At 41.9% G+C, this 23,250-nt stretch carries 24 protein-coding genes and 1 pseudogene; 5 read left to right on the top strand and 20 right to left on the bottom strand.

What is annotated here, in order from left to right; genetic code table 11:
- Nucleotides 1-13 precede the first annotated feature (13 nt).
- Nucleotides 14-1,000 carry a uroporphyrinogen decarboxylase family protein gene (locus QZ998_RS12150; RefSeq protein ID WP_296560961.1) on the bottom strand — a complete coding sequence of 329 codons (987 nt, stop codon included), beginning with the start codon at nt 998-1,000 and terminating at the stop codon, nt 14-16.
- Between the two features lie 259 nt (nt 1,001-1,259).
- Here QZ998_RS12150 and QZ998_RS12145 point away from each other — a divergent pair, with 259 nt between their 5' ends.
- The 4 genes from QZ998_RS12145 to QZ998_RS12130 all read left to right on the top strand — a co-directional run bounded on the left by QZ998_RS12145 (nt 1,260) and on the right by QZ998_RS12130 (nt 4,117).
- Nucleotides 1,260-2,024: a hypothetical protein gene (locus tag QZ998_RS12145; protein ID WP_296560959.1), complete on the top strand. Its 765-nt coding sequence runs from the start codon at nt 1,260-1,262 to the stop codon at nt 2,022-2,024.
- Nucleotides 2,025-2,090: 66 nt separating this feature from the next.
- Nucleotides 2,091-2,810 (top strand): helix-turn-helix domain-containing protein, encoded by a 720-nt coding sequence (locus tag QZ998_RS12140; protein ID WP_296560958.1) that lies wholly within the window; start codon nt 2,091-2,093, stop codon nt 2,808-2,810.
- An 85-nt stretch (nt 2,811-2,895) separates the two neighbouring features.
- The gene (locus QZ998_RS12135) at nt 2,896-3,522 is read left to right on the top strand and encodes a GTP-binding protein (protein ID WP_296560954.1); all 627 of its coding nucleotides are present in this window, start codon (nt 2,896-2,898) and stop codon (nt 3,520-3,522) included.
- Between the two features lie 13 nt (nt 3,523-3,535).
- The gene (locus QZ998_RS12130; RefSeq protein WP_296560952.1) at nt 3,536-4,117 is read left to right on the top strand and encodes a hypothetical protein; all 582 of its coding nucleotides are present in this window, start codon (nt 3,536-3,538) and stop codon (nt 4,115-4,117) included.
- A 214-nt stretch (nt 4,118-4,331) separates the two neighbouring features.
- On the opposite strand, the pseudogene QZ998_RS12125 reads toward QZ998_RS12130, so the two are convergent.
- The 10 genes and pseudogenes from QZ998_RS12125 to QZ998_RS12080 all read right to left on the bottom strand — a co-directional run.
- Nucleotides 4,332-5,051 (bottom strand): annotated as a pseudogene (locus QZ998_RS12125) (LarC family nickel insertion protein); the annotation flags it as partial.
- A 17-nt stretch (nt 5,052-5,068) separates the two neighbouring features.
- The gene (gene larB / locus QZ998_RS12120; protein WP_296560950.1) at nt 5,069-5,821 is read right to left on the bottom strand and encodes a nickel pincer cofactor biosynthesis protein LarB; all 753 of its coding nucleotides are present in this window, start codon (nt 5,819-5,821) and stop codon (nt 5,069-5,071) included.
- 21 nt (nt 5,822-5,842) lie between these two features.
- Complete coding sequence (locus tag QZ998_RS12115) at nt 5,843-7,501, bottom strand: DUF362 domain-containing protein (RefSeq protein WP_296560949.1); 1,659 nt, start codon at nt 7,499-7,501, stop codon at nt 5,843-5,845.
- Nucleotides 7,502-7,526: 25 nt separating this feature from the next.
- Nucleotides 7,527-7,913 (bottom strand): hypothetical protein, encoded by a 387-nt coding sequence (locus tag QZ998_RS12110; protein ID WP_296560947.1) that lies wholly within the window; start codon nt 7,911-7,913, stop codon nt 7,527-7,529.
- Nucleotides 7,879-8,796 carry a hypothetical protein gene (locus QZ998_RS12105; protein WP_296560945.1) on the bottom strand — a complete coding sequence of 306 codons (918 nt, stop codon included), beginning with the start codon at nt 8,794-8,796 and terminating at the stop codon, nt 7,879-7,881. The genes QZ998_RS12110 and QZ998_RS12105 overlap by 35 nt, the downstream gene beginning before the upstream one ends.
- Before the next feature lie 100 nt (nt 8,797-8,896).
- A complete protein-coding gene (locus tag QZ998_RS12100; RefSeq protein ID WP_296560944.1) occupies nt 8,897-9,130 on the bottom strand; it encodes a MoaD/ThiS family protein in 234 nt (77 codons plus the stop codon).
- 5 nt (nt 9,131-9,135) lie between these two features.
- The gene (locus QZ998_RS12095; RefSeq protein ID WP_296560942.1) at nt 9,136-9,360 is read right to left on the bottom strand and encodes a 4Fe-4S binding protein; all 225 of its coding nucleotides are present in this window, start codon (nt 9,358-9,360) and stop codon (nt 9,136-9,138) included.
- Nucleotides 9,361-11,346, bottom strand: a complete 1,986-nt coding sequence (locus QZ998_RS12090; protein WP_296560940.1) for an aldehyde ferredoxin oxidoreductase C-terminal domain-containing protein — start codon at nt 11,344-11,346, stop codon at nt 9,361-9,363.
- Between the two features lie 23 nt (nt 11,347-11,369).
- Nucleotides 11,370-11,744, bottom strand: coding sequence for a hypothetical protein (locus tag QZ998_RS12085; RefSeq protein WP_296560939.1), 375 nt, complete (start codon nt 11,742-11,744; stop codon nt 11,370-11,372).
- A gap of 117 nt (nt 11,745-11,861) precedes the next feature.
- Nucleotides 11,862-13,808, bottom strand: coding sequence for an FAD-dependent oxidoreductase (locus QZ998_RS12080; RefSeq protein ID WP_296560936.1), 1,947 nt, complete (start codon nt 13,806-13,808; stop codon nt 11,862-11,864).
- A 125-nt stretch (nt 13,809-13,933) separates the two neighbouring features.
- Between QZ998_RS12080 and QZ998_RS12075 the strand changes: the two genes are divergently transcribed.
- Nucleotides 13,934-14,488: a TetR/AcrR family transcriptional regulator gene (locus QZ998_RS12075; RefSeq protein WP_296560934.1), complete on the top strand. Its 555-nt coding sequence runs from the start codon at nt 13,934-13,936 to the stop codon at nt 14,486-14,488.
- A 216-nt stretch (nt 14,489-14,704) separates the two neighbouring features.
- Here the strand turns inward: QZ998_RS12075 and QZ998_RS12070 are convergent, their stop codons facing one another.
- From QZ998_RS12070 to QZ998_RS12030, 9 genes are all read right to left on the bottom strand, one after another.
- Nucleotides 14,705-14,995, bottom strand: a complete 291-nt coding sequence (locus QZ998_RS12070; protein ID WP_296560933.1) for a D-Ala-D-Ala carboxypeptidase family metallohydrolase — start codon at nt 14,993-14,995, stop codon at nt 14,705-14,707.
- A gap of 1 nt (nt 14,996) precedes the next feature.
- A complete protein-coding gene (locus QZ998_RS12065) occupies nt 14,997-16,604 on the bottom strand; it encodes a recombinase family protein (protein ID WP_296560930.1) in 1,608 nt (535 codons plus the stop codon).
- Complete coding sequence (locus QZ998_RS12060) at nt 16,601-17,905, bottom strand: recombinase family protein (protein WP_296560927.1); 1,305 nt, start codon at nt 17,903-17,905, stop codon at nt 16,601-16,603. The genes QZ998_RS12065 and QZ998_RS12060 overlap by 4 nt, the downstream gene beginning before the upstream one ends.
- Nucleotides 17,906-17,969: 64 nt before the next feature.
- Nucleotides 17,970-18,125, bottom strand: coding sequence for an SHOCT domain-containing protein (locus QZ998_RS12055; protein ID WP_296560925.1), 156 nt, complete (start codon nt 18,123-18,125; stop codon nt 17,970-17,972).
- Nucleotides 18,122-18,547, bottom strand: a complete 426-nt coding sequence (locus tag QZ998_RS12050) for an RNA polymerase subunit sigma-70 (protein WP_296560923.1) — start codon at nt 18,545-18,547, stop codon at nt 18,122-18,124. The genes QZ998_RS12055 and QZ998_RS12050 overlap by 4 nt, the downstream gene beginning before the upstream one ends.
- A gap of 67 nt (nt 18,548-18,614) precedes the next feature.
- Nucleotides 18,615-19,121, bottom strand: coding sequence for a phage holin family protein (locus QZ998_RS12045; protein ID WP_296560920.1), 507 nt, complete (start codon nt 19,119-19,121; stop codon nt 18,615-18,617).
- A gap of 64 nt (nt 19,122-19,185) precedes the next feature.
- On the bottom strand, nt 19,186-20,517 hold the full coding sequence (locus QZ998_RS12040) for a kelch-like protein (RefSeq protein ID WP_296560918.1): 1,332 nt from the start codon (nt 20,515-20,517) through the stop codon (nt 19,186-19,188).
- Nucleotides 20,507-22,213, bottom strand: a complete 1,707-nt coding sequence (locus QZ998_RS12035; RefSeq protein ID WP_296560916.1) for a hypothetical protein — start codon at nt 22,211-22,213, stop codon at nt 20,507-20,509. The genes QZ998_RS12040 and QZ998_RS12035 overlap by 11 nt, the downstream gene beginning before the upstream one ends.
- Nucleotides 22,214-22,231: 18 nt before the next feature.
- Nucleotides 22,232-23,194: a hypothetical protein gene (locus QZ998_RS12030; RefSeq protein ID WP_296560915.1), complete on the bottom strand. Its 963-nt coding sequence runs from the start codon at nt 23,192-23,194 to the stop codon at nt 22,232-22,234.
- Nucleotides 23,195-23,250 lie beyond the last annotated feature (56 nt).

Raw genomic sequence — 23,250 nt, 5'->3', positions numbered from 1 at the left:
CTCTTTGTGTAGATTATTTGATATGCTTATATTTTTCAACGGCAGCATTAATCGGAAGAATACCTTCCATAAAGCTTTCCGGGCCAGCTCCGCTCATCAATCTAAAGCCCATAAATACGTAGCTGCCATAAGAACCATAGGTTTCCATGCAACGTTTAACGTCAGCATCAATTTCTTCATTTGTGGCATCTTCCAGACCAGGACGGCCATTGGTGTCATAACCGCCAACTACAGCAATCTGGCTGCCGTATTTTTTCAAAATCCCTTCAATATCGTTCATTGGTTGAGCCGATGTCCAGGCAGCCGTACCGATTTCCACATAATCGGGAATGATCTCTTCACATTTCCCACAGGTATGGATAAAGGGAACGATGCCATTGGCTCTGATGGCGTCATTTAACCGCTTATGATGCGGTTTAATCAGCGATCGATAGGTACCTGGTGACATAAACAAACCTCTTTCGGTGGCAATGTCATCATAGCTGGTAATAATATCCGGTTTAAAATGTTTGGCGACCCGTTCGACCAGCTTAATTTTATAATCGGTAATGGCAGTAAAGAGCGCGTCGCAGGCTTCCGGTTCTTCCAACATGGCACAGAGGGCATTTTCGAAACCCATTAAATGCGTCAAACGTAAAAACTGACCATTCCACATGCCATATTCAACCACGCGCTGATCACGATCTGCTCCCATAATGGCAGACTGCATGGCAAGGCTGCCTTCCCAGTCATACTCGTCCAAATTGGGAAACTTAACGACATCTTCCCATTTTTCAATATCATCTAGCACCGGTTTACCACCCGGAACCGGCTGGCCGCCAGCTGATTCGGTGGCATGCCAGGTTACCCCGAAGCCGTCCAGACCACCGCCGGCCGGGCCGTTTTCAAAGCTCTCAAAAGCACCGCCATACATAATGACATCACTCATTTCATTGGGAACCCACTCTGGTTTTTTGTGTTCTACTGCAGCCAGTAAAAAATTTTCTTTTGATGTTAACATAATATTTCCTCCTAGATTTCGTTAATATTTGCCAATTTAATCACTAATCACAATCAAAACCGTTTACATGGTTTGATTATAGTGGTATTTTTACGAAAAGTACATCCGGCATAGTAGAGGATACTGCAGGGTTCATTCTCTACATAGTGTAGGATATCGTGGAGATATAATAATGCAACCTTGCAAAATGGCGATGCATGTCATAGAATGAACTCACATCGTGAAATTTCTGAAAATTTATTTAAAATTAGAGGTGCCTATGAGACTTTCTCAGGATGTAATCTACTATTGGCTGATTAAAAAGTTTGCTGTTAGCTTTGAGAAAAAAAGTGATCCGGACATTGGCTTTATGCGTCCCGTGTTTTATGAAACAGGTCTGGACATTGCGGGAACTGTGGTCATTATTGATGCCGACGGTCTCAAAGCCCTGATTGATAGCCGGAACCACGGTGCTGAGACGCTCTTTTTGTGTATCGAAACACCAAACCGATCACTGAAAATGATTGAAGGAACCGTAATGGTGATAAAATCAGACCTTTCCGCGATATCATTATTCAATTACCTCCAGGATATCTACAATCGATTCGATCAATGGGATATGCGGCTGACCCAGATCTACTATGAAAATGGCAGTTTTCAGGATCTGATTGACAGCTGCCAGCCGATTCTGACCGAACCGATTCTTTTGATTGATAAAAAGTTTCATTATACGGCCTATTCCAAATCCATTGAGGAATTAACCAGCGCTGCTTTTATGGATGAAAATAAAAATTCACTCCCAGAAGTGGTGAACGATTTTATCACTGATTCCAGTTTCCAGTCCTTGTATGATTTGCCTGATATCTTTGACTACGTCGTGGTATCGCCATCCGGTACAGACGAAATGATCTGCAAAAATGTTTTTGATCATAATGGCTATGTAGGACGGTTTATCATCCAGCTGTCAAACGGCAGCGAAGAAATTGCAAAAACCTATGTCCGGACTATTTTGGCCCATTTATTTACCACCGCTGATAAACTGTAACAAAAATATCAGTCCTTCAATTTAAAAGAAGTAGCGCTAAACAGCCTGCGGGAGCCACTGCTGAACATGCTACAAAATGAACAGAGTTCCGACGAACAATGGCAGAAAGTCGCCTTTGAAAACAACTGGAAAACAACGGACAAGCTGCAGATCGTTCAGTTTCGATCCAATACCCGGTATGCCAAAAATGTTTATACTGATTACCTCAGTTCCGAAATTGAAAACCAGTGGCAGGGCTGTGTCTGTCTGAATTACAGGGAACGACTGCTGATGCTGATTAATCTGGATCAGTTTAATTCGGTCAATGATAAAAATTTTTATCGACAATTACCCTATTTTCTTCGAGACAGCCTGTTGGTGGCTGGATTAAGCCGGGTTTTTGGGGACATGGGTGATTTGCGGGCGGCCTATCACCAAACTGAAATTGCCCTGGATTTCGGCACCTGCGACCAGCCGATGTTCTGGACGTATCGGTTTGACGACTATGCCTTTGCTTATCTGCTGAAAAACAGCACCGGCATTTTCGAAACCCATCAGATCTGCAATGAAAAGTTGCTGGCGCTCAGGCAATATGATGCCGAGAAGCATACAGAATATTACCAAACGCTGCTGATTTTTTTTGACTGTCGGCTTAACGCTGCGGCGGCCGCCAAGAAGCTGTATATTCATCGCAGTTCCTTTCTCAATCAGCTGGAACGAATTGAGGAACTGTTTAAAATAAATCTTGATTCCAACGACGAACTACTTTATCTGGGTTTGTCGATGTTGATTTTAGAACGAAATTAAAAGTAGCCAATTACGAAGGTACCGTGAGTTTTGTGTCCAGTTTCGCAATTACTTAAAGGAATTCGTAGGTAAGAAAGGAAATAAAATGAAAGTTATCGTACTAGGAGGATTTCTGGGATCCGGAAAAACCAGTGTGTTGCTGCAACTGGCTGAATTTCTGGTTGTCCGATCTATAAAAAAGGAGCATACCACACCGGTGGTGATTGTGGAAAATGAAATTGGCGGCTCCGGGGTGGACAACCTATTGCTGGAAAACCAGGGGCTGACCGTTAAAAATCTTTTTGCCGGCTGTGCCTGCTGCACCTCATCGGCCCAGCTGGAGGATACGGTTTCGTACTTAAAAACGGAATTCGATCCCCAATGGCTGATTATCGAAGCCACTGGTCTGGCCTATCCCGATAAGATCAAACAGACGGTAGAAGATGCCTTTGGTGTGGAAACTGTGATTATCACCATCGTTGATGCCAAGCGATGGTTCCGGCTGATTGCAGCCATGGAGCCATTTGTCTCAGGTCAGCTGGAAAATGCCAGCAGTGTTTTAATTAATAAAATCGATTGTGTGGATCAAAGCTGTCTGGATTCAGTCACTGCCAGTATCCGGAGCTATAACCCCGGTATCCCCTGCTATACCATCTCCGCAATTACCAAATTTACCGGTGATTTTTGGGAACAGCTGCTTGGAAATCTGCTGGCTGATCTTATAAGAAGTTGAAAGGATAAACAATATGAAACACGAACATCACCAACCACATCCTCATCACGACCATAATGGCGAGCCCTGCTCCTGCGGCCATGATCACAGTGAACACCATCAACATCATCCCCAGCCGGAAGAGTCCTGCACCTGTGGTCACGATCACGGTGAACACCATCAACATCATCCCCAATCGGAAGAGACCTGTGCCTGCGGACACGATCATGACGAGCATAAAGACCATAAACATCATGAGCATCAACACCCCGAGCTTGACCATAATGACCTTTCCATTACCCACCATGAAAACGCCATCATTGTCTCAGCTGAGCGTGAAATCAGCGGTGAGTATCAGCAGATAAAGGATGCCTTAGCCCTTGGTTTAAAAGAACTGGCCGATTGGATTGAAAGCCAGAAAGGTCTGGTGGGTCACATCAAAGCCCATCTTACCGAAAAAGGAAAAAGCGCCATGCTCTCCACTACCGGCGACGGGGTTCAGATTAAAGAAGCGCGTCATCCGGCAGTCATTCTTAATCTTGCCGTGATTGTCTTTGTCGCCGATGAAGCTGGCCTCGCCAATCAGGTATCAGCGATGCTAGAAAACCTGAGTTAATCCAAAAAAACGCCTGTATATTAGGCGTTTTTTTTTTGATTTTTTTATGTTTTCATACAAATGAGGGAAAACACTATTGAACTTATTTAATACCTTACAAATCATATTTTGATTCGTTTTAATAGTTTAAACAATATTCCATTGGTTAATTAAAAATACTTACAGTACTTCTTCAAAACTTCATAAATCTTTACCCTGAGATTTATAGCACTTCACCCATAACAACACGTAATGCATTTAAGCGTCCCGTTTCTCTTTTTCCATAGCCATATCCTACTTTTTCAATAGTCATTTCAGGTATCTGTCCAAAAGACGTCCCAAGACATTTTACTAGTGCCATTCCTGTGGGCGTCACCATTTCTGTTTTTACATCCTCAGTCACAAAAGGAATATTTGTACCCGAAAGCATTTCCATTACTGCCGGCACTGGTACTGGAATGATGCCGTGTTGGCATTTGATAAATCCATTCCCGTCATGGATTTTTGAAACATGGATTTTTTTGATACCCAGCAGCTCAAGACATATGACCGATCCCACAATATCCACGATGGAATCAATAGCTCCGACTTCGTGAAAATGAACCTGATCAATGGGTTTACCATGAACTTTTCCTTCGGCACGGGCGACTTCTTTGAAAACATCTTTGCTTTTGGCTTTAACCCAGTCTGTTAATTCACTGTCGTCAATTATTTTTTGGATATCATAAAGATTTCTTGTATAATGTTGCCCAGGCACTTCCTTTAAAATGACATCCACGTCGGTTCCGATAATAGACTTTTTAATCTGTTTTTTTATTTCAATGGTATAGCCGTTTAAGTCTAATTTTTCTAATTCGTTGACAAAATGTTCTTGATCGATGCCTAAATCCAGGAGGGCACCGAGAGTCATATCCCCGCTGATTCCTGAAAAACAGTTGAAATATAGTGCTTTCACTTATTTACCTCGTTTATTTATAGTTTGTTAATCATACTGGCTGTGTAGCCTGCCCCAAATCCATTATCAATGTTAACCACACTAATCCCACTGGAACAGCTATTGAGCATGGTGAGTAATGCTGACAGGCCACCAAAACTGGCACCATAACCGATGCTCGTTGGAACGGCAATAACTGGTTTATCCACCATTCCACCAACCACACTGGCCAAGGCGCCTTCCATTCCAGCTACTACAACTAAAACGTTGGCACTCATCAGGGTGTCTGCATTAGCAAAGAGCCGATGGATCCCAGCAACCCCCACATCGTAAACCCGGGTGACACGATTGCCAAGAGTTTCGGCCGTTATGGCCGCCTCTTCGGCCACAGGTATATCTGAAGTTCCGGCGCTAACAACTGCAATTGTCTTTTCGGTCACTAGAATATTTCTTTTTTTCACCACCACAATTCTGGCTGCTTCAAAGTACTCAGCATCTTCAATAACCTCACAAATTCCCTCATAGACTTCCCGGGTTGCCCGAGTCGCCATGATGTTATTGTTTTTTTCAGCCAGTTTTAAAACAATGGCTTTAATCTGCTCCACGGTTTTTCCCTGACTAAAGATGACTTCGGGATAACCATTGCGGATTTGCCGATGATGATCCACTTTGGCAAATCCAAGATCGTCAAATTTGAGATTTCTCACCTGGTTCAATGCCTGTTCGATATTCACTTCGCCTGATTTAATCTGCTGAAACAATTGACGGTATTCATTTAAATAGTTATCCATATCTTTCATCCTTCTGAGTGTTTACATTAATTTGAGATTTTTCAGTTTTTCTTTTTTCATATTTTCTGTCATCCGCGGCAGCGGCCATTCAATAAAGTCTTGTTTCATTTCTTCTTCGCTTAATGTTGGTACTGGAAATACCTTATCAAAATCTTTCTGATCATAGGGAATATCATAGTAGTCCCCATCATTCAGTATTTTTCTTCTGCTGACATACGTTTCTACCATAGCTTTTAACATACCAGGTAATACTTTATTATCCAAAGACAACATCGGAAGCGTTAATCCGGTTGCCTTTTGAATGGCACCTGTTGCCGCACCAATATCACAACAACCACCACTAAATACGTCAGCAAAAATTTCCATATCTCTGGCACATTCACCAATAGCATATTTAGGCATGGGCAGTTCATTGATATCTTTTTTATTGTACGCTTTGCCATCACTATCAAAATAGTAGGTGACCCCATCGATTTTTACGCCAGTTCCGTAGATGATAACCATTTTAAAGTTTTTATCAATTGGCTTTTTGCTATATACATACATTTCAAAAAGATAAGCCAATGTTGGGCGGCAGCCACCATTGCACATCCCTTCCATTTCCCTAACCAGTTCTGGTGTTACATCACCAAGATTGGTGATTTTATGGATTGCATCATTTTTGGTGACACCGACTAATACTTTAACATTTGGGAAATTTTTTCGAAACCGGTCATTTAACAGTGATTTATCAGCTGGTCTGAAATTGAAATATTTAGGGGTTCCGATTATTTCGGTTTTGGGATCCCCATATCCTCTCGAGACCGCTTCTTTAATGAGTTCATTTTCCTTGGAATCAAATCCCATCATATCAGTCGTAATTCTGTCTGCTTCCACCGAATTATTGCTGACGACAATCATTTTAGAATCGACCGGATCAACCGGTCCCGGTGTACAACCTTCAGCCCCGACAATTCCATCAATGACGGTCAAATCGGGTTTAAAAAGGTACAAAAGATCTACTAATTTTTTTTCAATTTGATAGCTGTGGTTTCGATAGCGCATATTTTCTGGCAGGGTTCCCATCGCATTTTTAAATCCCAGGGTAACGCCAGTATACAGATTAGTTTTCATTTTTGGTACCGAAATATAATACGCATCGCCCCGAACGATTTCACTGAGGAGACGGGGAATACAGACTTCTTTCATAATCTCTGCCTTTGGGAGTATATAACGGTCAATTGGCGTATTTTCAAAAGCTACAAGACCGGTATTGTATTTTTTTGCAACCCGATCAAGTCCGGTTATTTTAAAATACGCTGTGGTGGCAGTACACGCACCTGCTGACTCGGCGATGGTGATCCGATTCGTATAACGGGAGATATAATCCACCACCGCTTCAAATACTCTGGGATCAGTGGATTGTGGCATATCTGCGTTTTTATATCCCATATTGTGAATGACAGTCACCAGGTTTGGCTTTATAATCACATGTCGTCCATTGATCTGTTTTTTTAAGTCTATTTTATCATCCAGTTTAGAAAGTGCTGAAAATACAACTCTTTTTATTTCTCTTACATCTTCCCTGCCATCATAACCAGGGGTTCCGTATTCTTTGGGTAAAGCAACATAATCATTTAAATAATTGAGTTGTTTTGCTTCTTCAATCACTACATAGCTTTTTTCTATTTTTGCTGCCATTATTTATTTCTCCTCATATTTAGTTCTATTTGATTTCACTCTCAAAACGGATTCCACAACCCTTGTTTTTAAATTTGTCTTTGTCGATCAGACCTTCTTTTTCCAATTCAGCCGTAATTTGCGTCTTTTTCTTTGCGTCTTTGATTTCTGATTCAAGAGGTTGCCACCAGGTAATACCAAAAAGCATACAATTTGCGACTGCCGCCGGTTCTGATATTTCAGCAGCTTTACCGATTTTTCGACCTACTACCGCATATTCCGTGGCATGCAATGCCACAACGGCTGCTAATGGTTTCCAGTCTTTCTTCACAACCCCGTAAGCCGCTGCACCTGCAACAACGCCAAGTGAAATACCTTTGTTGATCGCTTTTTTTGTTCTATCTTTCATAGGGTACCATCCTTTCATATCCATATTTACCTGCCAAAAGCAACGTTTTACTCATGAGATCTTCATATTCATAATCGTCCCGAATTGTCAGCTCCCGGGCTTTCCCTGTACAGGTGGTTACGCAAAGTTCACAACCTTTGCATTTGTTTTGATCAAAAATAACTTCATCCCCATCCGCTTTATTGGCTCCAAAAAAACACCGATCAATACATTTTCCGCATTCTTTGACACCCTTACATTTGCTTGCATCTCGGACGCAGATTTCAGGACCTTTGGCATCTGTATTATCAGTTAATCGCGCACCTCTCTGTACTGCACAGATGTTAGCATCACAGTTACACATAACAAAAAGAGCGTTTGTTTTTTGAAACATGTACATTGCATTATGAAGATATCCGCGATTATGCATTTCATCAAGAATATCTTTCGCTTCATCATTAGTAATTTCCTTGAATCCTATGCCCAGATCTAAATAAATATCTGCACTGTAAAACAAAGTAATATCTTTTATTTCAGGCTCTGTTAAACCGTTTGGGTATTTTTCAAGAGCCCGTTGGCAGATACATGGACCTACTGCAAGTCGTGCACCATTCGTAGCCCCTTCGACGTAATAGACAAAATCCAAGACATTTTTAGCTGCATTGCGACTCATAACGATCCCATGGGGCAAGAATTGCAGTGCTGGATTTGCACTCATCGCTTTGAATTTTTGCAAACTTTTTTCCTGAGCTTCTCCTTCACCAAATTCACCTACATCTAATATCTTATCAGTAGATTTAAGTATCAGAGGCTCATTAGCACCATATAAATAATGCATGATGTATTGAGAGAGCGAGACCGGAATCGCCGGTTTGTCGTGGCCATTAAACGAGACACTATTATGACCGTGAAAATTTAAAAAACCCATTTTTTTCTCCTTTTTTTATATCACAAGATATTCTGAAAACCATCTTGCAATCTTAGTTTTATTTTTTTATATATTTGTCTTTCAGTACTATTTATTTCTATCAACCACCTGAAAGTCCGGAAAAAAATCCGACGGTATCACCATCTTTCAGGATAGTATTAAACGGAACAATTTGCCCGTTGACACTGGCAAGCCAGATCTTTGCAATGATTTTTGGCATTTTTAAAGTTTTCAAAACATCTCCAACTGTCGAATTTTCTTTCATTTCCAGGTATCCGTTTTCATCAATTTTTTCTGAGGTATATCTACCCGGAGGCAGAACAAAAATCTTCATTCGATTTATTCCTCAATCATTGTAATTGCGTCAATGGGGCAAACCTTACTGCAGATGTTGCAGCTGATGCATGCTTCCATTTTCTCTACCTGGGGATATGCTTTTTTATATCGATCCATATCTGTTTTGGAAAGGTTGATGCAGCTTGTTGGGCAGGCCTGATAACAAACGCCGCAGGCAATACAAACCAGATAGTCAAACAGAGGATTTTTCATTTTGTTTTTTCCCATTTACTTTACCTCTTCCAACACAGAATTAATGCCTAGTTGTTCAATGGTTTTTTCTGTTGGAATCCCGGTCTTTTCATCCCAGCCAAATGCTTTCCAATGGAGCCGTACCATCTCTTCATTCTGCAACGTTCTTCCTTTTAGCGGTCCTTCTTTCAGAGGCGGTTTTCCGGCCATTCTGTCCGGCAAGGCCCATTCAGTAATGGGTACATGATGTTTGGCATTAAAAAGTTGGCGCATTGTTTGGATCCGTTTGCCAATTTCCATATACTGGTCACCGGTATATGCCCATCCGGTAGCTGCATTTAACATCTCAACGATATTCCAGTTATTGTTGCCTAGTAGCATGCCATAATAGCAGCCACCGGCACCATCAAGAAGTTCTTTATAGCAGGCTGAACCCACACTTTTAATTGCTTCTTTTTCACTGGGAATATATTCGAGAGCTTTCTTTTCTTTCTCAGGTTTCGGTACCCAGGAACAGATTAAATGAAGGGCCAGCCCATTATAAGTTTGCCTTGATCCACCAGTATGGCGACCCGGTGTTGGATCTGCCACATAGTGAAGTCCCAATTGCGGATCCATTCTGGAATCATGCATGCCTGGTTCCTGACCGCCAATATGCATGGCTGCAATAGCGGTATCATCACCAAGCCGCTCAACTGCTTTTTTTGTACCATCAGCTAAAATATCGCCTATCCCCTCTCGTTTAATCATTTTTCTCAGCAGAGTAATAATGGCATCGCTATTCCCCCAATTAAGTTCAAGACCATCCACCTGCTCGGGTGAAATAATACCTTTTTCATAACATTCAATAGCATAGGCGATCACGCTGCCCGCTGATATGGTGTCCATGCCTGCCCGATTCATTAATTCATTGATATACAAGACGGATTCTAAATTGTCATTCATCAGCAGTGGTCCAAAAGCATCCAGGGTTTCATATTCCGGTTTATGCGTGTGAGAATAGGCACCATTCTCCACATCTTTGATGCCGATCACCCCACCACAACCCAAAGCACAGGAATAGCAGTGATATTTTTTATATTCCCGGTCGATCACACGATCCGGATTATAAGCATTAATAAACTTTCTGCTGATATCTTTTGAACTACCGGCCCAATTTTTTATGGGCGCATCCCCCATTCTTACAGTAAGGGTTGTCGCCATGGGTGTTCCCCATTTTTTAAGCAGCATAGCTGTTGATCCGCCATCCATGGGGCCGGATGTCGTCATCATCCCCATGACTTTTCCACCTATAGCTAACATTCCTCCAAGCTTCAGGGATGGCATATTGGCATTACGCATTTGATCGGCAAATTTTTTACTAATTTTTTTCATCCCATCCGGATGTTCAATTTGAACGGTTTTATTACCGGCTAAAACGACAGCCTTTAATTTTTTGCTTCCCATCACCGCACCGACTCCAGATCGGGCGGCGATTCTTCCACCATCGGTACAGATTCCGGAAATTAAGGAACAATTTTCTCCGGCTTCACCGATCACCGCAACCCGGGGCTGTTTTTTTAGACCGTTTGACTGGCAATCCTTTATCAAGGCGTCTTCTGCCTCAGTAGCATCCATTCCCCAATATTTTTTTGCACTTCGCAGTTCCGGGCCTTTATTGCTGACAAATAAGTAAACCGGTTCTTTAGCAATGCCATGAAAAAAAATGGCATCATAACCGCATTGCTTGATCGCTGGGGAGAAAAATCCCCCGCAATTGGCATCACCCCAGCCGCCAGTGAGAGGCGATTTCGTCACTGCTAGCCAACGACCGGTCATCAAACTGCCGGAACCTGTCAGCAGGCCACTGACAAATCCCAGTACATTATCCGGTCCCATCGGATCAGCATCTGATGGAATATGTTTTAGCAAATGAGAAACACCGATACCCACGCCTGAAAGCACCTGTTGATACACAACAGCTGGTACCATTTCTTCTTTTATTTCACCGGTGTCCAGATGCACAATTAATATTTTTCCCATATACCCTTTCAAATCACATCACCTCAATCCTTGTTTAAACGTTCATCTTTATTTTGGTCATGAGAATGGTGATGGCCATGATTATGGCTGTGAGCATGACCATGATCACTTCCACTTACATGTGTATAATCACCTTTTATTTTATAATACTCCCCGAATCTATGACTTTCTGATTTAAGAACTCGCTTTATTTGCTCCATCATGTTTTCAACGTTTTCATTACTAGTCCAAGACACATTTTCTTTTTTCTGATCCAATTCAAAATAGAATAAAACATCTTTTAACATGGTAAAACAATTTTCACGCATCAATTCCTTTTCCATGTCTTTTAATTTCTTTTTAAGTAATTCTATTTCATTGACTTCTGGTGTAATGCTCAAATCCGTATTGTCTTCCATAATTAACCTCCTCGTAAATAGTGTTCGGGTAGGGGTTAAAAAACTCACCCGAATTTTCTTTGTTTATAAATTCCCTTTACAGTAAAACGGCTTTACAATAATCCATTCTTAATTTTTTTAGATATTGTAGCCGATTTCAAATCCACTGCGAATTGCACTTCTAATATTCCCAATACCCTTACTATCACCAGCGATCATGCATTTAATGCCTTTTCCCTTTATTTCTTCCAATAAATCATTCCCTGTGCTTTTTTGACCGGTTGAAACAACGACGAAATTGCTTGGTAATTCTACAATATTTCCATTTTTGTCCGCATATATGACGGTATCATTCGTTATCTCTTTTACAGTCGCAGATGTGACTGATTCTATTCCCGCTTCACTCATGGCGGTCATTTGAGCAAGCAAGTGTGTAATTTCTTGTCCACTAGATAATTGCGGAAGCATTTCTATGATCGTGATCTGATTTTTGTTTTGTGCCATAAATAAAGATGTTTCGCAGCCAACGGTACCACCGCCAATGACAACTATTTTCATATTTTCTGGTACTGCAACACTCCCGTTTAAAATACTCCAGGAATCTATTGCTTTTTCTACTCCAGGTATTGGTGGCAGGCTAGGAACTGAACCGGTAGTAATAATAACCGCATTCGGTGAAAGCGCTAGAATACTTTCGACATCCGCTTCGTGTTCTATCTTTACTTTAACACTTTCATTGATCAACTCTTGCTCAAACCAGGGCACAATACTTTCTAAGTCTGCTTTATCTGGTGGAACTTTAGCAATATTTATTTGACCTCCCAGTGTTCTTTCTTTTTCCAACAATGTTACATCGTGGCCCCGCTTTGAAGCAGTAATCGCTGCTTGCATACCTGCAATTCCCCCGCCTACAACAACAACTTTTTTTACATCCGTAACAGGAACTGGATTTAATTCTGTCATTTTATCTTCCATACCTAGATACGGATTTAATACACATTGAACAACACTTTCTTTGAAAACGAGATTACCGAAGCAGCCTTCACTACATGAAATACATTTTCGTATGGTATGTACCTCATTGAGTTCCGCTTTTGAAGGCCATGCGGCATCACATAACAATTGTCTCCCCAAGTTGATCAGATCTGTTGTGCCATCAGCAATCAGATTCTCGCACATTTCAGGATTTCTAAGTTTACCAACAAAGGCAATTGGAGTCTTAACATGGGGTTTTAAAGCTTCAGCCATATAAACTCGAGCACCTTCAGCGAAATCCTGTGTCTCTACGGCGGTTCCCAACACACCAATGACACCCGTTGTGATATTAATTAAATCTACTCCCGTCTGATCTAGCAATTTACCAATTTCAATCCCGTCTTCTAGGCTGTTTCCACCTGAAGCAGTATCTTCAATTCCTAATCTGACACTGATAAAAAATTTTTCTCCACAAGCTTCGCGTATTCCTTTTATTATTTCTAATAAGAATTGCGCTCTTCCTTCACTATTTCCTCCATATTTATCAGTTCGATGATTAATTAACTTTGAGTTAAACTGACTAATGAGATATCCATGACCAGCGTGAATTTCGACGCCGTCTAGACCTGCCAACTGCGCATAGACTGCCGATTGAACAAATTTTTTAACCAATTCTTCAACTTCATCCGTTGATAATGCGCGACATACTTCACCATTAGCATTTGTAACTTCTGATGCTGATACCGGCTGACTACCATTTGATTTGGCAAAACTGGATAACATTCCAGCATGATGAAGTTGACAAACGATCTTTGCTCCATACGCATGTACAGAATCAGCCAAATCCCGCCAACCTGGAATATCATTGTAATCATTTAACTTCACCTGTCGCGAAATTGTTTTGCCTTTTGGATAATCAACAGCAGTTACCTCCACAACGATCAAACCTACGCCACCTTTTGCACGTTCTGTATAATGATCGATTAATCTTCGGCTCACAGAACCATCAGCATTTGCATAATTAGTGCCCATTGCTGACATAACAATCCTGTTTTTAACATTAACATTGCCTAATTTAATAGGCGAAAATAAGTTTGTGTACTTTGACATATAACCTCCTGATTTAAAAATTGCATATTTATTTAATTTCAGTCTAGCATATGTTATAATATTGACATACCAACAAAGAGACCTATTTGTGATAATATTTTCAATTCAACAAAAGGAGTTATTCAATGAGCAAGTCAAAAAACTCAAAAATGCTTCTAGCATCTGCGTTAAAAGAGCTAATGACTAAAAAAAAATTAAAGAATATTACTATCCAGGAAATTTGCCAGGTTTCTAATTTAAATAGACGAACCTTTTACTACTACTTTTTAGATAAGCAAGATTTGGTAAATTGGATTTATAAAGACGAAATTATAAAATCCCTTTCTGCTGTTGATCCAAAAAAACATTGGAGTGAGGGAACACTCGTCGTTTTAAATGGTTTAAAAGAAAATAAAGCTTTCTATTTAAATGCCTTGACCACTGAAGGTCAAAATTGTTTTGCGGAGTGTCTTTTTGAAGAAACACTCAAAAATTTTCATACACTTATCAATAATCTTCACAATGAGAAGCACTTTGATTCAGAAACATATGATTTCGTTACAAAATTTTACGCCTATAGTTTCACTTATATGACGATTGACTGGATTAAAGCTGGGATGGTCGACACTCCAGAGGTTTTTACGCACAGACTTTCTGAGATCACAGATCTAGGTTTACTAAATTTTCTGGACCAACAATAAAATTCAAATATTGTATAATGTAAAATTGACTTTCTTTTAAATTTCTATATAAACATGAAAACCCTCGTCAGCACTGACGAGGGTTTCAATTTTTCTAATAAGCAATCGAATTCCTAAGCGGAATCTGGAAATGGCAAAACAATTCATCGGGATAACGAATCATCCCAAAGCCTTGAGCCACGGCGAAACCAGCCATGGCCTCCATCACCCCGGCATTCATATGTCCGGTAAAATAAGCATCAAATACCTCTCACCAGTTAAGTGACAGGAATCCGGAACGCCGCCAGCATCCCGGTTGACCGGCGGACACCGGGCTCCAGAGGAGATGGTCAGGGGCCAGTCGAAGGCGTCCCGGAGACGTTTGAAATACTGCTCCTGGTTTTCCAATGAATTCAGCTGCAGATCGTGACCGGTTGATACCCGAATATAGGCACAGACCCGTTTGAGTTGATGATGTGAAATCCCCTTTCTTTTAGTGATCGTTTTGATATCTCGATTTTCAGCCATCTCATATTCCTTTCATTGGCCATTTTATCTCCGCTCCATCTTTAAACCGAAAGTTGACTTCATCCTTGGAGAGAACAACCATCTCTAAAATAGTCCGACGCCAGAGGATTTCATCAAACTCTGTGAGTAGATGGTTGCGTTTTTCAAGAATATCCAAAAAGGCATGAATCTGGCTTTTTCGAGCTTTTCGTTTTCTGATTTCTTCGGTTAAGGCCATATGGCGATTGCGAAGTTTATCATAGCTCTCAGCATAAGCGTTATAGCGGCGCTGGTATTCCTCCTGGTCCATCGCTACCCGGGTGTTTTCACTGACAAAGGCATCAACCATCATTTCAATGGAGCTGCATTCTTCATCCACTTGCTTCAGTTCTTCCTTTAAATTCTGACAATCTGTTAGCTTCTCAATCATAAGGCGGTAATTCTTAAGTATCTCTGTTTTATTTTTAATAAGGTGATTCATAACTTCCACGAATAGTTTTTTTATGGTTTCATCATACAAGTGCGGTGTGCTGCATTTGTCTTTTTTCTTAAACTTGTTATTACACTGCCAGACAGTACGCTGATATTTGCTGCCAGCATGCCAGACTTTGCTGCCGTAGGCACTGCCACAATCGCCGCAAATAATCCGGCTGGAGAAACAACTTTGACAAGCAGTATAACCGCCTTTTGATTTTCTTCTGGCAAACTCTTCCTGTACCAGGCCAAAGGTTTCTGGTGGAATAATGGCTGGGTGACTGTTTTCAACATAATATTGAGGAACTTCCCCCTCGTTGGTCTTTGTTTTTTTAGTCAAGAAGTCCGTCGTGTAGCGTTTTTGCAGTATTGCATCGCCCTTGTATTTTTCGTTTTTAAGAATGCTGATTACCGTTGACACCGGCCATTTTTGTCTTTTCGTTGGGCTTAAAATGTTTAATGCCATCAACTGTTTGGCAATGGACGAAGGGGTATGCCCTTCCAGAAAAAGCTTATAAATGAGTCGGATTATCATTGCTTCTTCCTCAACAATCTGTGGTAATCCATTCTCCCCTTTTACATATCCCAAGAAACTCTTATAAGGGAGGGAGATATTTCCGTCAGAAAAACTCTTTCGTTTTCCCCATGTTACATTTTCTGAAATTGAGCGGCTTTCGTCTTGAGCCAAACTTGACATTATGGCGATCAATAGCTCCCCTTTGCTATCGAGAGTGTAAATATTTTCTTTCTCAAAGTAGATTTCGATGTTTTTTTCTTTTAGCAATCGAACATTTGTCAGTGTATCAACTGTATTTCTGGCAAATCGAGAAACTGATTTGGTAACAATTAAATCGATCTTTCCATCCAACGCATCCTTAATCATGCGATTGAAGCCATCTCGCTTTTTGGTACTTGTTGCTGAAATACCCTCATCCGTATAAACTTCTACAAATTCCCATTCTTCTTTGCCTTTTATGTACTTCGTGTAATAATCCAGCTGAGCCTCAAAACTGCTTTGCTGTTCTTCTAAATTAGTTGATACTCTGGCATATGCAGCCACCCGCTTTTTTCTGGAAGGATTTTCATCGATCTGCATAAATAATTCAGGAGTTGCCGGAATAACCGTAACGGATCTTACATTTCTTGTAGCATTCAATTTGCTATCCCCCTTTCCGTCATCAAGTTTTGTCTTTCTCTGGCTTCCTGCCGCTTTTTATCATCCCAACTGTCTTTTCTTGATTTATTCTGCCATTCTTTATCGATAGTGTTTCCATTATGAAAAATAAAAACCAATTTAAAATCCTCAGGCACCCGGATCTCTTTGATCTGTTGATGAAAAATTTCTTCATCAAAATGGTCCAGTTTTAAGACATCAGCTGATACTTGCATGAGTATTTCTTCAGGTATCTGCTTAGTATGACAGACTGATTTTCCAAAATGCAGAAAGGTTCGGCAATTCCAATACACATATCCATGAGTGGGTTTCCGGTTGTAATGCTTCCCGCATTTGTCACATACTATTTTTTCAGTAAAAGCATAAACAGCCTTCTCTTTCTTCCCAGATGATTTTCGCTTTTTCGTTAATAAATCCTGCGCTTTGTCAAAGGTCTCTTGATCGATGATGGCCGGGTGGGTAGCCTTTGCATAATACTTTGGCAGCTGACCCCAATTGGTGACTAACTTTTTGTCTAAATGGTCTGACACAAATTTTTTCTGCGCAAGCGAGTTTCCAGCATACTTCTCATTTTTTAGTATTTCACCAACGCGTTCAGCCGTCCAGATTCCATCTCTGATTCTTTTAACATTTTGTTCTCTGAGCTTTTTTGCAATCTGTGTACACCCCATCCCACCAAGGTAATCATCAAAAATCATTCGGACAATCTGTGCCTGTTCTTCTTCAATCTCAATCATTCCTCTACTTATCCGATAGCCATACATAAACCGAAGGTTAACCAGCTCCCCTTCCTGAAAACCCTTGCGAATACGCCATTTACAGTTCTCGCTAACCTGTAGACTTTCCGCCTGCGCAAAAGAAGCGAGGATAGTGAGCATCAACTCACCATCCCCGCTTAGGCTGTAAATATTTTCTTTTTCGAAATAGACTTCAATATTAAGGCTACTTAGTTCACGGACCACTTCTAACAATGTCACGGTATTTCGCGCAAACCTTGAGATCGACTTGGTGATAATCAGATCGATTTTTTTATTCCGACAATCTGTCAGCATTTTTTGAAACTCCGCTCGATTATTCTTGGTTCCCGTTACTGCTTCATCGGCATAAACACCGGCATACTGCCAATCCAGCCGACTTTGAATGGTTTCACTGTAATGGCTAATCTGAGCAGATAACGAATGAAGCATGGCATCTTTTCCACTACTAACTCTGGCGTAAGCTGCCACCCGCTTTTTCACTGGCAGCTTTGCTACAGGCTCGATTCTAATAACTTTTCGCATCATTTTGTCACTCCTTTCCACCTGTGATGTTAGCTCTGATTTTGATACAAAGCAAGTCATTAAGCCATTATAAGCTCGAAATAATGGGCTGATATTTTTCCAGCAGCATCGTATCTATGTGGTCAAATTCTTCCTTTGTGATAAGACCTTTACTCATCAGTTCTTTTGATAAAATGACTGAAATGCGATAACTCTTTTCCTGGTCAAATTGTTCTTTTGTCATGGCGTCTCCTCAACTTTTTCTTTAAACCGATATTTGATATAACAGGCATGGCTACAAAATTTTCGCTTTGAATTGCCATAGCTCTTAAATGTTTTACCGCAGCCATGGCAAACTAGGGCATAATATGCTTTTCTCTGGATGTGGGCATCATTGGCTTTCCACCACAACCGGCGGCATTCTTCAGTACAAAACTTTTTATGCTTCCCTTTAGAACTTTGCTTGATGGGTTTCCCACACTGTCTGCAGACATCTTTTTCATCAATAATACCGGTGGATTTCTTTGTCATCGTCTTTCCGAGATTATGGCGTCTGCAATAGGACTTAATGGTGTTTTCAGAAATATTGAGTTCACTAGAAATTTGCGAATAGCTAATACCCAAGAGCCGCATTTCATGGATTCGATCTTTTTCTGCAGTCGTCATTCTTTCCTCCAATAAAAAAACAGAGGCGATGATCACTGACCATTTCCTCTGTTTATGTTTTTAAATCTTAGCTGTTACTTTTTCCGGTTTCATTGCCCGACTTTTTATCTTCTGTATCAGATTGAATTTTACCTTCCGATTCGTTCTCCATCTGGGTGCGGATATTCTGGGTCAGCTTTTCTAAGAATGGTGGGAAGTTAACATTCATATCCTTCATATTTTCTAAAATGCTGATGATCTCGTTACATATCAACCAAACGGCGACAAAGGATGCGATAACAAAATTGACTCGGGCATCGACACCGATATACTGGCTGGCATAGAGTAAGGTGTAATCGAGAATCGCACCCACGGCAATCAGATAAAACAGGCAGACCTTTTTCATAATGCCCTGAAAGCCTTTATAGCTTGAGATCTTATTACCCCGGTACTTGGCTGCTGCCAGTCCGGTGATATAATCAAAGGTAGCCAGGACAAAAAGCAAGATGACCGGCACGGCCAACATCCCTAACCAACCGGAAAGGGCCGTGAAGGCCACGGCGACGACTAATTTAATCTTATCAAGATATTCCATTTTTCTTGTTCTCCTTTAAATGTATTTTTCTCTATAAAAAAAGCCCGAAGGCTTTACAATTGTTTTAAATCAGATTCCACTGGGCGTTATTATAATAGTAGGCATTGACTTTTTGAGCTTTGTTGTTTACATCTCCCATAAACACATTTGACACTGGCAATTTTATATCAATGCCATGCTGGTTAAACAGCGCAACTGGGTACCCTGATTTAAGACTTGAAATGAGTAAGTGATTGGCTTCCAAAGTCACATCCGTGATGGTTTTAAAAGCGCCATTCGTCAAACTGCTACCACAAAAATTGAAGATGTCTGTACCATATGAAACAATCGAACCACCACTAAAGCTCCAGGTAAGTCCGCTTGAAACAGTGGTAACAGTATTGGTTAGCGTATCAAACTTATAAATATTACTACTAAAAAACACAAAGATATCTGTGCCAATTGCAGTGGCTCGACAGTTGGAACAAACGGAAGGCAGGTTCGCCACAGCTGTATATTTATCAAGCAGGGAATCATATTTTGTAATCCATGAGGTTTCTGAGCCACTGGAATTTCTGCCACCAATCAGGTAGATGTCCGTTCCCACAACCGCCGTTGCCATTTCAACCCGATTATATGTTAATGGTGTTGCAATGGTAGTAAATGTCTGCGCTACTGTATCAAAATAGTAGGCACTACTGGCAATATAAGAAGATGACGAACTGGTTGACTTATACCCGCCAAACAGATAGATTCTGGTTCCCACTGTGGCATACCCAAACGCCCGCCAACCATAAATGCTATTATTAGGGATGGTAACCGTAAGCTTTGTGATTATTTTTTCAGTGATATTATATTGGTAGATATCCAGTGACATGGTTGCATACTTCAGACCGCCAAGCAGATAGATCAAATTTCCGACTCGACCGGTGGCTGCTTCTCTGTAGTAATTGGATGGCATGGCAACGCCTGTTGATGCTGTTTCGAGAGTATCCAGATTATAGGTCAATATTTTCGGACTCATGGTATATGAGCCAAAGAGATAGACCAGATTATCTACCCGTTCGGCACATCCGCCATAGCCACTGACGATTTCACTGGTGGCTGAGTTTATCACATCATTGATCCGGGTAGTCGCATTGACAACGCTAGTTATTTGACTGTCCAGTCGGATATTCGAAACAGTTGCTGTTTTGACCCACAGCTTTGTCGTGTCCTCTGGAGCTACATCTCCAAAATAAATATTAAACTCCGCACTAGCTGGTGAGCCTATCTGCAGACCATCAATCAGTCCTGAATAGCTATTTGATGGTGTTCCTGATGGAATAGCTACACCTTTAGCGACCAACGCCGTTTTAATATTGGAAAGATCGGTGATGGCTGTTTGAATGTTTTGACTTAAGGTTTTAGTTGCCATTTAACGCTCCTTCCAATTGATCATTTAGAGTACCAAGCTGGGTTGTAATAGCTGTAATAGCAGATTCAGCCGCATCCAGCCGTGTCCCCAAAGGATCAAACCATGCCGCTTTATCAGCTTCAGTAAAATAGTCCACTCCCTTTACCGGTGAATAACCAGCAGCACCCGCTGGACCAATTGGCCCCACATCGCCGGTATCGCCCTTTTCTCCAGGTATCCCTTGAATACCTTGTTCACCAATTGGGCCTTGAATTCCCGGTTCACCCGGGTCGCCTTTAGGCCCCTGAACGCCTGGCTCCCCTTTTGGGCCGGCTTCACCGGTCAAACCCTGTAACCCTTGGAGCCCCTGATCACCTTTTGCGCCGGGCAGCCCTTGGATCCCCTGAACGCCCTGGTCACCTTTCGGGCCTTGAGGACCCGTTTCTCCGGTCATGCCCTGGATTCCTTGGATTCCCTGAATGCCTTGATCGCCTTTGGGACCTTGAATCCCTGGCTCACCCTGAGCACCAGTTTCGCCTGTCAAGCCCTGTAAACCTTGGATACCTTGATCACCTTTTGCGCCGGGAGGTCCTTGAATACCTTGAATACCTTGAATGCCTGGATCACCTTGTGGTCCTGTTTCGCCGGTTAAGCCCTGGAGTCCTTGAATCCCCGGTTCACCTTTATCACCCTTGGGACCTTGAATACCTGGCTCACCCTGAGGTCCCGTTTCGCCTGTCAATCCCTGCAACCCTTGGATCCCTTGAGGACCAGCTACACCGGTGAGACCCTGCATCCCTTGAATACCCTGGTCACCTTTTTCACCGGGCAACCCTTGGATTCCAGGGTCACCTTTATCGCCCTTTGGGCCTTGTTCTCCTGGTTGTCCATCCATGCCTGGATCACCTTTTGGCCCTGGCAAGCCGGGTTCTCCTTGGGTACCAGTTTCTCCCCGCAGCCCTTGTGGGCCTTGTGACCCAGGTTCACCTTTTTCACCAGCCGGTCCTTGAAGACCAGCATCGCCCGGATCACCTTTTGGTCCCTGAATACCGGGTGGACCTTGTGGCCCAGCTTCACCAGTGATGCCTCGAGGACCAGGAACACCTTGCTCTCCCTTCTCACCGGGAGGCCCCTGAACGCCAGGTTTGCCCTCTGGTCCGGCTTCACCAGCAATGCCGGGATCTCCTTTAGCTCCGATATATTCACCTTTATTCGCACGTTCGACAATGCTCAATGCTTCACGGCTAGCCAGATTTGCTTGTTCCACAGCAGAAAGGGCATCGGCGTCCAGTTTTATCATTTGCTGTTCCCATTGCTGAAGGATTGAGGGTTCAATGGGTGGTTGAGGTGTATCAGCTTTGATCGATTGGTTGATGCGGATCAATCCTTTTTCACTTTGCCAAACCGGAATACCCGGATCCGCTTTTCCTTCTAACTGCACTTCAAAAGCCAAAAGCCCGACAGCTTGGGTTGTCGTAGCGGTCAGTATCCAAATAAAACGCACAAAATCACCATCGATTACCGGTATCATGAGAATCCGATCCGTCAAACGACCAAGCTCGGTTTCAATATGAATATTAAAATCATCCACGTTCAGACCATCATTCATTCTAGGAATCTCAAATACCAAACACTGAACCAAATGATCATATTGATTCACGATCATCTCGTCATAAAAAAGCTGCTTTTCTTTGACGGTAACCCTAAAATTTCGCATAAAATCTCCTTCCAAACTTTACTCATCCTCCGAATAATCCGGCCAGTTGGTGATGGTCTCAACCACATCCCAGTTTTTATTCAGTGCCACACTCAGTTCGCTTTGAGAAAGCTTAGCGATATTGGCGGCGCCCAAACCAATGGCCAGCTTATCTTGACCCGTACGATCGGTCAGCCCCGCCAGTACATTTCTCAGACTGCTCTTGGTTAGATTGATACAGGGTGATAGATCAATTGAAGTATTGATATTGACCAATTTCAACTCTTTAAGATTGGTTCGGCCCTCAAACATCCCCATTCCGTATATAGCGTTGGTCATATCCAGATATGGAACCGACGTCAAAGCGGTACAGCCAGAAAAAATCCCTCGCAACCGATAAGCACTTAAGATCATCGTGAATTCTTTTGGGATTGCCTGGAGCTTTCGACATTCATTGAAAAAGCCGAGATAAAGCGCCACACTGCTATCATCAATAAAAACGGATGCCTGGTTTAACAGATCAAAGTAAGCGATATCCGTCCAGAGACAGGGATACCAATCCGCCGTGACACCGTCAAAGCAAAAATAGGTCTCCCCATATTCAATTGTACTGGGATAAATCGCTGGATTATTGGGGAAATACATGGTCCAGACAACTTTGGTGTTCGGGTACACTGCACTGACCCGGCTGTTGGAATAATCCCAAATGTGTTCAACCCCTTCTGAATTCTGATAAGTCTGTCCATCGGAGGTGACAACGGTGCCTTGTTCATAAAAGAAGTCATTGACCAGGTCTTTGGCATAATGCATCCGCAGATAGCCGATGCGCCCTTGTGCTAAGGCTTCCCATTGGCTTTTAGCCCAGACCATATCGGGGTTGGGCTGCCAATGAAAATCGCTTTCTTCCGGCCAAACCACTCGGCCATTTATCACTGCTTCGATAATCGTCAGTCCATTTGCTTTGAGGCTTTCAATCTCACGGCCGTTAAATTTAATTCCCATCGCTTACCTCATTTATCCGGAAACGTATTTTAAGTACAGGGTGCCTTGATCCATCA

Origin of the sequence: uncultured Acetobacterium sp. (genome assembly GCF_927416815.1) — a bacterium.
Classification (GTDB): domain Bacteria; phylum Bacillota; class Clostridia; order Eubacteriales; family Eubacteriaceae; genus Acetobacterium.
Note: the sequence above shows the minus strand (reverse complement) of the source record. Positions and strands in the feature narration are given on the sequence as shown.